Raw genomic sequence first — 13,377 nt, 5'->3', positions numbered from 1 at the left:
GTCGTTTTCATACAGTGTGGAGAGCCCTGAGGGGGCGGTTTGGCCCAAAACGGTGGGTGATTCTCTCGCAGAGGTAAAAGATGGATCGCATACGCTGCCTGGTACTGGTCACTCTTTTTTCGGCCATTTTGCCAGCAATTGCCGCGGCGCAGTCGCCGCGGGTGATGGTCGAGCTGGCATTCGTCACACGGGTTCGCCTATCAACCGAACAGCCGCCGCTCAGCGAAGAGTTCGAGAAACAGCTCGAAGATTCAAAGCTCGCCCAGGAAGGTTTGGTTCCCTTTCTCGACCAGTGGCTGCGAGACAAAGACCGTGATCTGCACGAAGTCGATCTGATGCAGTTAAAGATACCGCTGGGAGAAGAAGTGGAGTTCACAACCCGGCATTCGCTGGCTGCCGAGTTTGCAGACCCGAAGGGGATGTTCGAAGGGGCCAACATCCCGATGATGCCGGGCATGGGACTTCTGGACGAAACGTTAAACGCGACGGTCCGTACAGATAATACGCCAGACGAACAGCTTCTTACACGCTTCCGATTCGAAAAACACATGCCTACGACGACCCTAGAAAACGTCAACGATCCCGGCGCACCTCCCGTACCTGTTTTGCATCGGCAGGCGGTCAGCACCCGAATCAAATCTGAATCGGGGAAGACCACGGTGCTGGGGGGCATGCTGAAAATCAAGAACATTGAGGGAAAGGAATTCAAGCAGGATCTAGCGGTTCTGGTTCGCGTTGGTCTGGCCGATCCGGCACCCTTTCCGGCGAATTAGTTTGCACGGCGTCTTTACCGGGGGATAGAATCGAACTCGCGCGAGTCATTCTGCCTGAATATGGAGCCCCCTCATGCCTCTCCGCAATCTCATCTGGCTGGTTGCCGTCGCTGTTGTTGCCGCCCCGACCGTCCTGTTTTCGCAGGAGCAGGCCGAAAGGAAGACGCCTGCGAGAGAAGCTGCGAAGCCTGTATTGGCTGCTGCAAAAAGCTTCCAGGTGGAAGTCGTGATGCTGCGGCGCACAAACGATGCGTTGCCCAAAACCACGCTTGCCAGTGAGGTGAAGTCGGGAATTGAAGGGGCCGGCCCGTCCCTTTCAGCCCGGCTGCTGCCGTGGCTGGCCAAGCCTGGTAGTAAGGGGATCCATCTGGTCGATTACATCCAGGCTCAATCAATTGATGGTCAGTCGATCATTATGCAGCGTGGTGGTCGCGAACCGTTCGTCTCGGGGACGACCACAATGGGAAGCCGAGGAGGAGCCCGAGCCGTCTCCTATAGCATGCACGAAGTGGGAACGATGGTCCGTGTTGAGCCAGTTGCCAGCAAGGAAGAAGGCAAGCTTGGTCTCAGTGTGGCATTCGAGAAGTCGTACATCGATCAGCCCGCTCCGAAGGTGGAAGATGCGGCCGAACAGCCAAAGGAATCAGGCGAAGAGGAGGAAAAAGCAGTGGAGGCTGGTGCTGGCGGCTTCGGACCAAGAACCACAGTGGCTCAGCCGTATGCCTTCAACTCGCCTCAGTCCCAGCCACCAGCGATCGCCACCATCACCGCCCAAGGCAGCCTGGTGCTGCCGGCCGGCGAAGTGGGCGTGTTGTCTGAAATGGCTAAGCAAAGTGGTGACGTTTTCGAGGAAGTCGTGATTTTGGTTCAGTGGAACTGAATTGCTGAAAACCGCCATGGCATGACATTCGTCCTACTTGATGAACGCTTCTCTCTTGCTCATCGAAAGGATTGTCATGTTTAGCCGATTGGCTGCCATTCTGCTGGCAATTTCATTCACCAGTGCTGCTTGGGCTCAAACGGCTAAGCCGGCCAATCCCACGAAGATTGATTTCGAGTTGATGGTGGTGACCGTCGCCGTCGATGCGCGGCAAGGGGGTATCGATGAAGACCTGGTCCGCGATATTGCCGCGGCGGTGAAGTCGCATGACTCGAAATTGTGGAGCACGCTGCATCACTCGATCAGCCGACTGCTTCCCCGTGAACGAGGCTCGCTGGCCGCTGCCGTCGATGCGTTTACGCTGCACACGTTTCCCGACTTGGAACAACGCGTTAATTTTGCCACGGCGTATGCCGCTGGGCACGATCACCAACGCGGCGGGGCGACCACCGCGTCTGCCCAGACCAAGGTGACCGCCGTGCCGTGGATCTTGGATGAACAACGCTATGGGCTCGGGGTGACGGTACTCAGCGAAGTGCCGGTGATCATTGCCGGAGGGCACGCTCCACGCGAGCGCGAACAAACCGAGATGACCTCGAACACGCTGGTCAACGACAACGAGGCGAGCATTGTCATGTCGCGCAGCCATGCGGATGCGCACGTTCATACGCTGCTGATGGTGATTGCCCGGGTCTCGCGCTAGGCTAGGCTCGGCTCGATTGCTAGAAGTCGCGGTTCAGACACTTCCACTCAAAGAATTTAATGATCTCGCGACGTTGCGTCTCTCCGACGATAAAGGTGAGATCCTCCTTGCCTGCTCGGTTAATCATCTTGATGTAAACCTTCTTGGTGTTGGGATTCTCGTGGACATGATGAACATGATCAAGATTGACCATATAGACTTCACCATCTTCTGTCTTTAGATGAATAAACTCAGCCATACGCGAACTCCAGGGAGTGCTCGTGATTCTTGCGCCTCAGCTATAGCCTATCGGACAAATGACTTTTGCCTAAGTACATTTGAATCAGCGATCTGATATTTCGTCCTGAATCTGATACTGCGACAATATGCCGCACGGGCTTCTACTTTCTTGGCTTGTAAGGTAGAAGAAGGTAATCCCGCTCGATGGACAGCATGAATGAGGAATCTGCGCGACGATGGAAGTCTTTCCCGTCAATCAATACGATCCGCTGATGCCAGGGATTTTGATGGCAATCGTGGCGGTGGTGCATGTGTTTCTCGCCCAGTTTGCGGTAGGCGGGGGGATGCTGTTGTGTTACTTCCAGTGGCTGGCAATGACCGGCCGGTGTGCCAATGCCCGGCTGTTTGTGCATGGCTACTTCAAGTGGCTGGTGCTGATCAGCTTTGTGGCCGGGGCGGTCACCGGCGTGGGGATCTGGTTCACGGCGATTCAGGTTAGTGCCCCAACCATTGGCGAGATGATTCGCAACTTCCACTGGATCTGGGCGACTGAGTATCTCTTTTTTCTGCTGGAAATCTTCGCTGGGTACCTCTTTTACCGGTATCACCGCAACATCAGCGATGCGGCCTGTTTGAAGCTGCTGGGTATGTACGCGTTTGCGGCGTGGATGAGTCTGTTTTTGATCAACGGCATTATCAGCTGGCAGCTTACGCCGGGGGGATGGATCGACGATCACTCGATTGTGGCCGGGTTCTTCAATCCGACCTTCTGGCCGAGCCTGTTCTTTCGCACGATTGTCGCGCTGACACTTTCCGGCCTGGTGGCCTGCATCGTGGTGAACACGATGACGAAGCTCGACCAGGAAGAGAAACGAAAACTGATCAACTACGCGGCCCATTTGTTGGTGCCGATGGTGCTGATGCCGATTCTCGGTGGTTGGTTCATGCTGGCGATGCCGGAAGATAGCCGCAGCTGGGTGACCGGCGGCAGCCCGGCGATGACGTTGTTCATGAATATCTCGGTTGGGGCGTCGGTCGCGATCGGTGGGTACGCGTTCATTGGAATGTTCCTGCAAAAGCTGTATATCAACGGAGCGACGGCCACCCTGCTGCTGATGCTGGCCTTCGGGGCGACAGCCGGCGGCGAGTTCGTTCGTGAAGGCTCGCGGAAGCCTTACTCGATTCGTTATTGGATGTACTCCAACGGGATCTTTCCGGACGAGGTCGCCCAGATGCGCAAGGATGGCTGCCTGGCGAATGATCCCTATCCACTGACTGACGGAACAAAGGTTGCCGGCGAAGTTACAACCCGCGGCGCGAAGGTGTTTCGGCGTCAGTGTGCGGTGTGCCATACGGTGGTCGGCATCAACGGCGTAACTGATTTGACGAAGACCTGGGATGCCGATCAGATGCGGATGAACTTTGCCAAGCTGCAGCACACCAAGCCATTTATGCCCCCGTTTGCGGGCACGCCTGAGGAACTGGAATCGCTGGTGCGTTACCTGAAATGGGTCGAGCACGGCGATGACGAAGCGGCGGAGGCACCTTTGGAGGAAGAAGCGTTGGCCAATATTCAGAAGTGGTTGGATGCCGCCGGGACGGAGCCGGCGTCGGGGCCACGGCATCGATCCGATGTCGCTATGAAGGGAGACCGCTAAGATGCCTTTTCCCTTTGATTTGCCGATGACCTCGCTCACATACATGCTGCTATACCTGGCGACATTCGTCACGCATCACCTGTCGATGCACTTTGTGGTAGCTGGCTGTCTGACGATTGTCGGGGCCAGCATCTGGTACCGCACCGACAAGGAAGCTTTGCTGGCGAACCCGGTGATTCGGGTGCTGCGCGACTGGATGCCGTTTGGCTTGAGTGCGGCGATTACGTTTGGTGTGGCCCCGCTGCTATTCGTGCAGATCCTTGTGCCGCACAACTTCTACACGGCCAACCTCTTGCTGGGGTGGCGCTGGATGGTGGTCATTCCGGCGCTGATCGCGGCGTTTTATTTGCTGTATGTTCTCAAGAGTAAGTGGTTTGAACGGCTGGCCTGGTGGCAGCGGGCCCTGGTGGCTGGCGTGAATGCCGGGCTGTTCGTGTTTATCGGCTTCTGCTGGACCGCGAACCATCTGGTGTCGAGCCAGCCTGAGGCCTGGCCGGAAACTTTCGCCAGTGGTGTGTTGCCGCTGGCCGCCGTACAGGTTGTGTCGCGCTCGATGGTCTGGCTGAGTGTGGCCTTCGTCAGCATGGCCTCGGTCGTGACGGCGCAGCTGGCGTATTTGCGAGAAGGGACCGCAACGGACCAAGACCTGCCGACGGTCGGTTGGTTACGCTGGTTCGCCCTGGCGGGCCTGGGGCTTTTCGCGGTCGCTTCGCTCGCGGCGATTGGGGTTTCGATCCCTGGGTTTGCCGCGGTGAATAACATTTCCGGTTATCTATGGCTGGGGCTGGGGACGCTGTTGTGGGCAGGGCAGATCGCTCTGTGGCATTCAAGTGCCATGGCCACCAGTCGTGGTTGGATTGGGCTGCGTCTGGGGATGTTAGCCGGGATGTTGTTTTGCGGCTCGGTCGTGCGGGAGCTAATCCGATCGGCATCGATCGATTTCGCGGCCCTTATTCCCAAGCATGAAGAAGCGGGCGAAGTACAGGGGTTCAGCTTGTTTCTGATCACGGCAGTGATCGTGATTGGCCTAATGACACTGAGCGTGTGGTGGGTGCGGCAATCGTACCAGGCCGAAGAAATCGATATCGAGTCGTAATCGATCGCGCTTAACGGAATGCCAGCCATTGCCGGAAGCGGCGGGTAGCCAGGATTGGGGCTTCCAGTTGCTTGCGCCAAGGGGAACGCCGGATGGCCTGATTCAGTTTGTTCCAACTGGCCAGGATGGTGGGCATGGCGAAGCGGAAGTCGATGCCCCCTTCAAGCAGCGGCAAGATGTCGGTCGAGAACTCGTATTTGTAGCGTTCTTCTCCTTTGCCGAAGTCGATCCGCTGAATGCCATGTGCAGCCGCGGCGGAAGCTAGTTCTAGCAGAATCACCAGCCCTGGTGAGTAGTGCTGCAGATCTCGATTGTAGGCCGGGAACCAGATCTGCATGGCCGTGCTGCTGGCCAATCCCAGGTGAACGGCCGCCAACTCGTCGCCGGCCCACAGGGCGGATAGCGGGGCCGAGAACTCCAGGCTTTTCTCTGACCGGATCGACTTGAGCAGGTCGTGGACCCAATCGTAGCGGAAGATATCGAGCGTGTTGGTACGAACGTATTGTTCCGACTTCCATTTCACCAACGCGTCCCAGGCCTCGGGGGCATCGGTGTCGAATTCAAAGCGAAGCGGTCCGACTTCGCGGGCCAGTTTGCGTTGTTTCCGCTGGGTCTGCTTGATGGCTGAGGAGCCGCGCTGGCGAAGCTTTTCGGTGTAGTCGTCGTACCCGTCCGAGAGGTCCATGTAGGGGGACTCGGATCGAGCCCAGGCAAATGGTTCGAGTTCGCTGCGCCAGATTGGGGCGTGATCGAATCGCCACGAGCGGATCCCACACGCTTTGACGATCTCGCGAAGGTCGAGCGTACTGTTTTGCGGAACGATCATGCCGTGGAATTCGGATAGCCGCCCCGTGACGGCGGTGGCGCAGTGGTTATCGTCGCGCTGAAAGGGGAAGAAGGCTTTGGCCTGGCCGTTTTCGGAAACGATGGCAACTTCCACGTCGCTACGCACACGAGCCGCGGCCAGGGTGAGTTCGGGGCGGTAGTAGCCACTGTCGAGCGTAGGGTTGCTGGCCAGAATCGATTTCCAGGCAGCGATGTCGTCTGGAGTAAGGTCACTTCCAGCACGGAGTTGAACGTTCATGGGGGCGATCGTCGGGGCATAGAATGGATAACCACCGTCGAGGGTGGTAGTCCTATCCTAATTGGTAATGCCCGCGCATAAAAAATCCCGGCCGCTTTCGACCGGGATTCCCTGGATTGCTGAAGTCGGATAATCGTTTTAAACGTTAAAACCGTACTTTTCGTTGTGCGGATCGAAGTCGGCATCCGTGAAGCCGTTGTTCAGCTTCAGGTTCATGTAGGTGTACTCTTCGAGCATTTCTGGCTCGGCACCTTGTTGCTTGGGCCAGTCCCACGAAGCGAAACGAATCGGCACTTGCAATTCGTCGTCGATGAAGACATGGGCTTTGTGGAAGCGGAAGTTCTTCCGGGGAACCGGGTGAACCACTTCGATCACGGTGCAGACGCGGCCGTTGATCTTGGCTCCGTTGTAGAACTTCACGTCACATTCGCCGAACTGCATATCTTGCTGGGCGACTTCGATCAGGCGAACGATCAGGTTTTTGATACCGATGTCGGTGATCGGGTAACGCTGACCACGCATGGCCAGGGTGCCGTTAGGATCAAGCGAAACGGTGACGTGCTTCAGCAACGCGCCCCCTTCATGAGCCATCAGGTTGCCGTTGTTGTGACCCTTGACGTACAGCACTTCACGTCCCTTCACGCTGGAAGGTTTCAGAAAGTACATGTAAACGCTGAACGGGGTCATCACGCGACCACCCTGGTCGACCTGTTCGTTGCGAATCTTGGTGTACATGAACTCTTGATCACCGAGCTTGCCGTTGATCTGTTCACGCTTCACCAGGGTGCATTCGTAGTCGGCGATGTGAGCGTTGATGTTCTGCAGTCCGCGCTGAGCGAGTTCCAATGCTGGCGTCAGCGGATGCTGGGCAGCGACCTGCTGGACTTGCTGAACCGGGGTGTTGGTTCGGTTGGAAACTCGATAAACAGGCTCACGCAGGCCCTGACGTTGATCCTCACCGTAAGTCGCCCGGGTCAGCCCGCAGGCTAAAGCCGTACTGCCAGCGAGCAGCGTACGACGCGATATGAGGGACTTGGTCATGATCAATCTCCGTAAATGTTCCGGTCTATATATGATTCTCGCGCTTCCGTGCGACGAAAAGTCCTTTACGCCCATTGTTGATGAGGAGGCGTTTGCTAGCAACTTCGGTTTGCCAGCATGAGCGAAAGAATGCCCTATAGCGACTTATCGCGATATTCATGCCGGCAAGATAAATACCTTCCAGACGAGCGTCAAAGTTTTACAGATTACCAAGATCTCGCCAGATGGTTTATCATGCGCAATCACTGTATCTAATTTTGTCCGCAAAGTGGAGTGCGATCTGCCAACAATGGCTGAGATCAATGTTTTACGCATCGTCAGCATGCCGTTCGACGAAAACACGTATGTCCTTTATCGAGAGGGGCTTGCGTCATGCGTGGTCGTCGATCCGGGCTTAGAACCCGAAAAAATTGTGGAAGTGCTTCAAGAGCGGAAACTTGAAGTTGTCGCAATTCTCAACACGCACGGGCACAGCGACCACATTGCCGGTAACGGCACGATCAAGCGGTTGTACCCGGATGCCCCGCTGGTGATTGGGTACAAAGACGCCGAAAAGCTGACTGATCCCGATAAAAATTTGAGCGGCCCTTTTGGTCTTCCGCTGGTCAGTCCGGAAGAAGATGAAACCGTCAAAGGTGGGGACACTTATTCCGCCGCCGAGATCGATTTCGAGGTGCGCGAGACGCCAGGGCACAGTATTGGTCACGTGATCTTCGTCGTGAAGGATGGTTCGCGGACGATCGTTCTCGGGGGAGACGTTCTGTTCAAAGGAAGCATCGGACGCACTGATTTCCCTGACGGAAGTTTCGCCGATTTGAAGCGCGCGATCGAAGAAGAGATCTTCACGCTGCCGAAAGACGCCATCGTACTACCAGGACACGGCCCCGCGACGACGGTCGGTGATGAGATTGCCGGAAACCCTTTCGTGGGGAAGCCGGCTGGTTACAAAGGATAGCAGGCCGATTGTTAGTATCGCGTTTCTTCGGTGGGAACAGCGATCCATGGGAAGTACATCACGAACTTGGTGCCTGATCCTGGTTCGCTTTCGACCAGCACGTCGCCACCGTGTTCTTGCAGAATCTTCTTGGTGACCGGCAAGCCGAGGCCTGTGCCGCGGTTGCCTTTGGTCGATTCAAATGCCGAGAAGATTCGTTCCTGCATGTCGGCCGGAATTCCCTGGCCGTTGTCTTCTACCGTGCATACAAGTTCTCGGGACGCTTCGCGGAATTCGGTCGAGACGATCACGCGTGGGTTTTCTGCTTCACTGACCGCGTCGATGGCGTTGGTCACCACGTTGAGCGCTGCCCGGTGGATCCCTTCTTCGTCGAACAGTCCCATCGGCAGATCGATATCGGGGCGGAACTCGAGCAGGACGCTGTTCTCCTTCGCCCGTGCTCGCATCAGGTTGACGACGTCTTCGACGACGTCGTTGAGCGAGGCATTGCTGCGGTCTGGTTCGCGTTCCTTGCTGAAAGAAAGCATGTCCATCACCAGGTGGGCAATGCGGTCCTGGTTGCGGGAAACGATGCCCCAGCCGTGCTGAACGACATCCATTTTGCCCGACTTGATCCCTTCTTCGATGATATAGCTGCCGCCGTGAATCCCTTGCAGGATGTTCTTCACGTGGTGCGAAATAGCGGCGACCGCTTGCCCCATGGCCGCCAGGCGTTCGCTACGCACCACCGCCGAGTAATAGTGGGTGTCTTCCACGGCCAAGGCTGCCTGATGAGCGATCGCAATCATTAACTTCAAGTGTTCTTCGGTGAAACGCGACTTCGCGACCGACTGCGACGTCATGTCAGGCGGGATGAACGTATCGATATAGATAGCACCAACGATGCCGTAGCGGCCTTGCATGGGAACGCAGATCGCTTCGTTCACACCGCTATTGATAATGCTTCCTTCCGGGGACCAGCGCTGATCGTCCTGGGCGTCGGAGGTCAGCACTCCTTCGCGATTGGTCAGTACGTAATCGAGGATCGTGCGGCTGATGGTGATCGATTCGTCGACCCCGGCGCGTCCTTCGCGTACCCGCTGTGCTTTGGCTTCTGGGTTTTTGGTTTGCGAATCAATCAGCACGATGCACGCGCGGTCTGCTTCGACCCAGTTAAAGATCAGACCCAGCAAGTAGTCGAGCAGTTGTTCGATGTCCAGCGTGCGGCTGACAGCTAAAGCGGTATCGTAGATCAGTTGCAGGTTGTCTTGCAGGTGCTGCGATTCGCCTGGCTCGCGAAGTTCGGAAGGGAGAAAGATCTGGCTCCCTTCTTCGTGGCGAATCGAGTGAATGATTCGCGAGCCTTCGCGGTGGCGTTCCTGCAGGCTCACGCTGATTGGGCGTGTCGCCGGAGCAGTTGCCGTATGCGTGAAAATCATCAGAGTATGGCCCAACTGCAAGCGATCGCCATGGGTCAGTTGGCATTCGGAAACACGCTTCTGATTGACATAGCAGCCGTTCGAGCTTTGCAGGTCGACCAGCATGAAGCCGTCCTTTGTCGTGCGAATCTCGGCATGCCGACGGGAAATCTCCGTGTCGTGCAGAACGATTTCGTTCCCGCGATCTCGACCGATCGAGATCATATCGCGGGACAACTCGAACCGGCGTCCCTGGTCGTCGCCTTGGATGACAAATAGTGAAGCCAAACTGGAATTCTCGGGGAAACGACTCGACGGACAGAACGTGTTGAAACTCAACTCGGATATGATTTTACGACGATTGGCTATCCGCTGGCAATGCGCTATCGCAATGGTTGACGCCGCGTGCCCTACGGAAAAGAATCGAAGGTTGCCCAACTTCCCCTAAATCGGTGAATCTCTCCTTTGCGGAATACGCATCCATGCTCAATATGACCCGGTTCTCGCCAGCGTTCTTCCTTTTGCTACTTCTGTCGACGCCCTGTGGCCTGCTGGCCGAGGATGCGGCGGCTGCCGCTTCTGAATCGACGAAGGTCGGTGCCTTGAAAGAAACGCTAGGCTACCTGGCTTCCGACAAGCTAGAAGGACGCGGAATCGGCAGTGATGGGCTGGAAGAAGCTGCCCAGTTTATCGCCAGGCAGTTTGAAGCCATCGGTTTGAAAACGGACCTGGTTAACGGCACGCCGTTTCAAGAGTTTGAAGTCAATGTGTCGTCCGAAATGGGCTCGCCGCAAAAAAATGTGCTGAAGCTGGTCTCCGGCGAGGAAACCCAAGAGCTAAAGTTGGGTGCAGACTTTACTCCTCTCGCGGTGGGGGGAAGCAGCAAATTCGACGCACCACTCGTTTTCGTGGGGTACGGCATTTCGGCTCCGAAACTGGAATACGACGAATACGCCGACCTCGACGTGAAAGGAAAGTTTGTCGTCATCCTGCGGAAAGAGCCGCAACAGTCCAACCCGCATAGCGTGTTTGACGGCGCGCGGGCATCGCAGCATGCGTTGTTCAGCCGCAAGATCTCGAATGCCTATCAACAAGGGGCGGCTGGCGTAATCTTCATTAACGATGCCCAAGGCCTCGACGAGATTCGTGCTCATGTTCAATCGGCCTTTGACGGAGCCGTTGCCGAACTGGTTAAACGCCAGCAGGAATATGCCGCTCAGGAAAAGCATTCGCCTGAAGAGATCGAAGCTTACTTGGGTGCCGTCACGACGCTAAGCAAGAAGATTGCCGAGTATGGCGAACAACTCGAGCAAGGGCTGGATGAAGTAATTCCGCTGACCGGAGCAGGGGCCGAATCGAGCCGGCCTAACTTTCCCGTTCTATTCGCCAAACGAAGTGTCTTCGAACCGCTGATTGAAAAGCAATTCGGGAAACCGCTTAGCACAATCGAAGTGGGGATCGATCACACGTTGAAGCCCGTTGTGGGGCCGCTGGGAAGTTGGAAAGCGGTCGGCGAAGCTGATATCGTTCGCGAGAAAGCGACCATTCGCAACGTGATTGGCCTGATCGAGGCCCCCAACGCAACCTCGGATGAAGTGATTGTCATCGGTGCCCACTACGATCACCTCGGCATGGGGGGCTCTGGCAGCCTGGCACCGCTAACGCACGAGATACATAACGGTGCCGACGATAACGCCTCCGGCACGACCGCACTGCTGGAGGTGACTCGGCGTTTGATGGCCAAGAAGGATCAGCTTCGTCATCGCATCCTGGTAATTGCTTTCACCGGCGAAGAAGAGGGGCTGCTGGGCAGTGCCCACTATGTGAAAGAGCCAGTCATTCCGCTCGAAAAGACGCTCATGATGTTCAACATGGATATGGTGGGGCGACTGGACGAGAACAAGTTGATTGCCATGGGAAGTGGCACGGCCGAAATGTTCGAGCCTCTGTTGGATCGGTTGAATGAGAAGCACAAGTTCGAATTGACCAAAGATCCAGGCGGGTTCGGTCCGAGTGATCACTCGTCGTTTTATGCCAAGCAAATGCCGGTGCTGGCCCTGTTTACGGGGACTCACAACGACTATCACCGCCCCAGTGACGATGCCGATAAGATCAACTACGAAGGGATGGCCCGGATTATCGACTACGGGATCGACTTTCTGTTGGCGATCGACAAAGCGGACGATCGACCGAAGTACGTTGCCGTCGAAAGCAAGCAGCCTGAGATGCGAGGCGGATCTCGTCCCTATTTCGGCAGCATTCCTGACTTTACCGTGGTGGGCAAAGGATACGGTATTCAAGGCTCCAGCCCAGGCAGTCCCGCGGCAGAAGCCGGCATCAAGGGTGGTGATATCCTGATCGATCTCGGGGGAAATCGAATCGGAGGGCTCGAAGACTTTGATGCGGCCCTGCGGAAATTTAAGGGGGGAGATAAGGTCGAGGTGATCGTTCTGCGTGACGGCAAAGAAGTGAAGCTGACCGTGACGCTGGCACCCCCACGATAGCAGTCGTTTGAATCTGGAGAGACCGGTGAGCATGGGTATCTATGAGAGCCCCTGCTAGCCGCCGGATCGGCTGGGATTCGCCGGGCAAATCGTGTTTTCTACACGCGCGGCGAACCACGTTTGCCGATAGGGCGTAGTAATCTCGCGTAGGTCTAAACTGGGGCCGAAAAGTGCGAGGCAAGAAAATACTCAGATTGCACTTTACGAGATCGCGGCACTTCGGCAAAATGTCGCGACTTTCCCGTTCAGACGGCGATAACGCAATCGTTTTATTGTTCCGTGGCAGCCACCCGCCATGGGCTGATCCACGAGATGGTCATGAGGACCAGTTTTGTCCAGCAAGGAGTGCTGAAAGTGAAGCGAATTCTCTCTTGTTTCTGTGTCGCGGTCGCGTTGACCGCTTTCTGTCAAGTCAGCACTGCCTCGGCCCAGCAGGCCAGTGCCGGTAACATTGCCGTGATCGACATCCCGGTCATCTTCAAGAACCATGCTTTGTTCAAGAAGCAAATGGACGAATTGAAGGAATCGGTCGATGCCGCAGAGCAGGCTCTGACGCAAGATCGCGACCAGATGAAGAAGATGGTCGAAGAACTGCAGGGTTACAAAGCCGGTACTCCGGAATACAAAGCCCTGGAAGAACGCATGGCCAAGGTTCAGGCCGACCTGCAAGTCAAAGTTGGTTTGCAGAAGAAGGAATTCATGGAACGCGAAGCTCGCGTTTACTTCAACACCTACAACCAGGTGACCCAGACGGTTTCGACCTTCGCTCAGCGTCACAACATCACCTTGGTGCTGCGTTACAACAGCAACGAAATTGATCCCACCAACCGTCAATCGGTTCTGGAAGGTGTCAATCGTCCGGTGATCTACCAAAACCAGATCGACATCACCTACGACATTCTGAACATCCTGAACAACGGTGTTCAGCGCAACGCAGCCGCTCCTGGCAGCCAGGTTCCACAACCTCGCTTCTAAGTCGGACTCGCATTTGATGGGTACAACGAACAAAGGCGAGGCCGCAAGGTTGGTCTCGCCTTTTTCGCTTTAAAATCTTCTTCGCCGCTATT

General features: G+C 56.1%; 12 protein-coding genes. 8 read left to right on the top strand and 4 right to left on the bottom strand.

The window, feature by feature from the left end:
* Positions 1-80: 80 nt before the first annotated feature.
* The 3 genes from C5Y96_RS18115 (at position 81) to C5Y96_RS18105 (ending at position 2,356) form a co-directional block, all read left to right on the top strand.
* On the top strand, positions 81-773 hold the full coding sequence (locus C5Y96_RS18115; protein WP_105356215.1) for a hypothetical protein: 693 nt from the start codon (positions 81-83) through the stop codon (positions 771-773).
* Positions 774-846: 73 nt separating this feature from the next.
* Positions 847-1,653 carry a hypothetical protein gene (locus C5Y96_RS18110; protein ID WP_105356213.1) on the top strand — a complete coding sequence of 269 codons (807 nt, stop codon included), beginning with the start codon at positions 847-849 and terminating at the stop codon, positions 1,651-1,653.
* Between the two features lie 76 nt (positions 1,654-1,729).
* Complete coding sequence (locus tag C5Y96_RS18105; protein WP_105356210.1) at positions 1,730-2,356, top strand: hypothetical protein; 627 nt, start codon at positions 1,730-1,732, stop codon at positions 2,354-2,356.
* A 19-nt stretch (positions 2,357-2,375) separates the two neighbouring features.
* On the opposite strand, the gene C5Y96_RS18100 is transcribed toward C5Y96_RS18105, so the two are convergent.
* Entirely contained in the window at positions 2,376-2,594 is a 219-nt protein-coding gene (locus C5Y96_RS18100) for a hypothetical protein (RefSeq protein WP_105356208.1), read from the bottom strand.
* A gap of 217 nt (positions 2,595-2,811) precedes the next feature.
* Here C5Y96_RS18100 and C5Y96_RS18095 point away from each other — a divergent pair, with 217 nt between their 5' ends.
* Together C5Y96_RS18095 and C5Y96_RS18090 are read left to right on the top strand one after the other, a co-directional pair.
* Positions 2,812-4,233: a c-type cytochrome gene (locus C5Y96_RS18095; RefSeq protein WP_105356206.1), complete on the top strand. Its 1,422-nt coding sequence runs from the start codon at positions 2,812-2,814 to the stop codon at positions 4,231-4,233.
* A gap of 1 nt (position 4,234) precedes the next feature.
* Entirely contained in the window at positions 4,235-5,329 is a 1,095-nt protein-coding gene (locus tag C5Y96_RS18090; protein WP_105356204.1) for a hypothetical protein, read from the top strand.
* A 10-nt stretch (positions 5,330-5,339) separates the two neighbouring features.
* Here C5Y96_RS18090 and C5Y96_RS18085 read toward each other — a convergent pair whose 3' ends face one another.
* Together C5Y96_RS18085 and C5Y96_RS18080 are read right to left on the bottom strand one after the other, a co-directional pair.
* Positions 5,340-6,413, bottom strand: a complete 1,074-nt coding sequence (locus tag C5Y96_RS18085) for a GNAT family N-acetyltransferase (RefSeq protein WP_105356202.1) — start codon at positions 6,411-6,413, stop codon at positions 5,340-5,342.
* A 138-nt stretch (positions 6,414-6,551) separates the two neighbouring features.
* Positions 6,552-7,454 (bottom strand): DUF1571 domain-containing protein, encoded by a 903-nt coding sequence (locus tag C5Y96_RS18080; protein ID WP_158261305.1) that lies wholly within the window; start codon positions 7,452-7,454, stop codon positions 6,552-6,554.
* A 289-nt stretch (positions 7,455-7,743) separates the two neighbouring features.
* Between C5Y96_RS18080 and C5Y96_RS18075 the strand changes: the two genes are divergently transcribed.
* Complete coding sequence (locus C5Y96_RS18075; RefSeq protein ID WP_105356198.1) at positions 7,744-8,409, top strand: MBL fold metallo-hydrolase; 666 nt, start codon at positions 7,744-7,746, stop codon at positions 8,407-8,409.
* An 11-nt stretch (positions 8,410-8,420) separates the two neighbouring features.
* On the opposite strand, the gene C5Y96_RS18070 is transcribed toward C5Y96_RS18075, so the two are convergent.
* Positions 8,421-10,094: an ATP-binding protein gene (locus C5Y96_RS18070; RefSeq protein ID WP_158261304.1), complete on the bottom strand. Its 1,674-nt coding sequence runs from the start codon at positions 10,092-10,094 to the stop codon at positions 8,421-8,423.
* Between the two features lie 194 nt (positions 10,095-10,288).
* Here C5Y96_RS18070 and C5Y96_RS18065 point away from each other — a divergent pair, with 194 nt between their 5' ends.
* Both C5Y96_RS18065 and C5Y96_RS18060 read left to right on the top strand, forming a co-directional pair.
* The gene (locus C5Y96_RS18065) at positions 10,289-12,310 is read left to right on the top strand and encodes a M28 family peptidase (RefSeq protein ID WP_105356194.1); all 2,022 of its coding nucleotides are present in this window, start codon (positions 10,289-10,291) and stop codon (positions 12,308-12,310) included.
* 318 nt (positions 12,311-12,628) lie between these two features.
* Entirely contained in the window at positions 12,629-13,285 is a 657-nt protein-coding gene (locus C5Y96_RS18060; RefSeq protein WP_158261303.1) for an OmpH family outer membrane protein, read from the top strand.
* Positions 13,286-13,377: the final 92 nt, after the last annotated feature.

The organism is Blastopirellula marina (assembly GCF_002967715.1).
GTDB lineage: Bacteria > Planctomycetota > Planctomycetia > Pirellulales > Pirellulaceae > Bremerella > Bremerella marina_B.
The sequence above is the reverse complement of the archived record's forward strand: the minus strand, read 5'-3'. Positions and strand labels throughout refer to the sequence as shown.

What these genes read in the sequence shown, in the direction of transcription:
- C5Y96_RS18075 (WP_105356198.1), top strand. Translation starts at nt 7,744, where the DNA reads ATGGCTGAGATCAATGTTTTACGCATCGTCAGCATGCCGTTCGACGAA.
- C5Y96_RS18085 (WP_105356202.1), bottom strand. Translation starts at nt 6,413, where the DNA reads ATGAACGTTCAACTCCGTGCTGGAAGTGACCTTACTCCAGACGACATC.
- C5Y96_RS18060 (WP_158261303.1), top strand. Translation starts at nt 12,629, where the DNA reads ATGAGGACCAGTTTTGTCCAGCAAGGAGTGCTGAAAGTGAAGCGAATT.
- C5Y96_RS18100 (WP_105356208.1), bottom strand. Translation starts at nt 2,594, where the DNA reads ATGGCTGAGTTTATTCATCTAAAGACAGAAGATGGTGAAGTCTATATG.
- C5Y96_RS18110 (WP_105356213.1), top strand. Translation starts at nt 847, where the DNA reads ATGCCTCTCCGCAATCTCATCTGGCTGGTTGCCGTCGCTGTTGTTGCC.
- C5Y96_RS18090 (WP_105356204.1), top strand. Translation starts at nt 4,235, where the DNA reads ATGCCTTTTCCCTTTGATTTGCCGATGACCTCGCTCACATACATGCTG.
- C5Y96_RS18105 (WP_105356210.1), top strand. Translation starts at nt 1,730, where the DNA reads ATGTTTAGCCGATTGGCTGCCATTCTGCTGGCAATTTCATTCACCAGT.
- C5Y96_RS18095 (WP_105356206.1), top strand. Translation starts at nt 2,812, where the DNA reads ATGGAAGTCTTTCCCGTCAATCAATACGATCCGCTGATGCCAGGGATT.
- C5Y96_RS18080 (WP_158261305.1), bottom strand. Translation starts at nt 7,454, where the DNA reads ATGACCAAGTCCCTCATATCGCGTCGTACGCTGCTCGCTGGCAGTACG.
- C5Y96_RS18065 (WP_105356194.1), top strand. Translation starts at nt 10,289, where the DNA reads ATGCTCAATATGACCCGGTTCTCGCCAGCGTTCTTCCTTTTGCTACTT.
- C5Y96_RS18115 (WP_105356215.1), top strand. Translation starts at nt 81, where the DNA reads ATGGATCGCATACGCTGCCTGGTACTGGTCACTCTTTTTTCGGCCATT.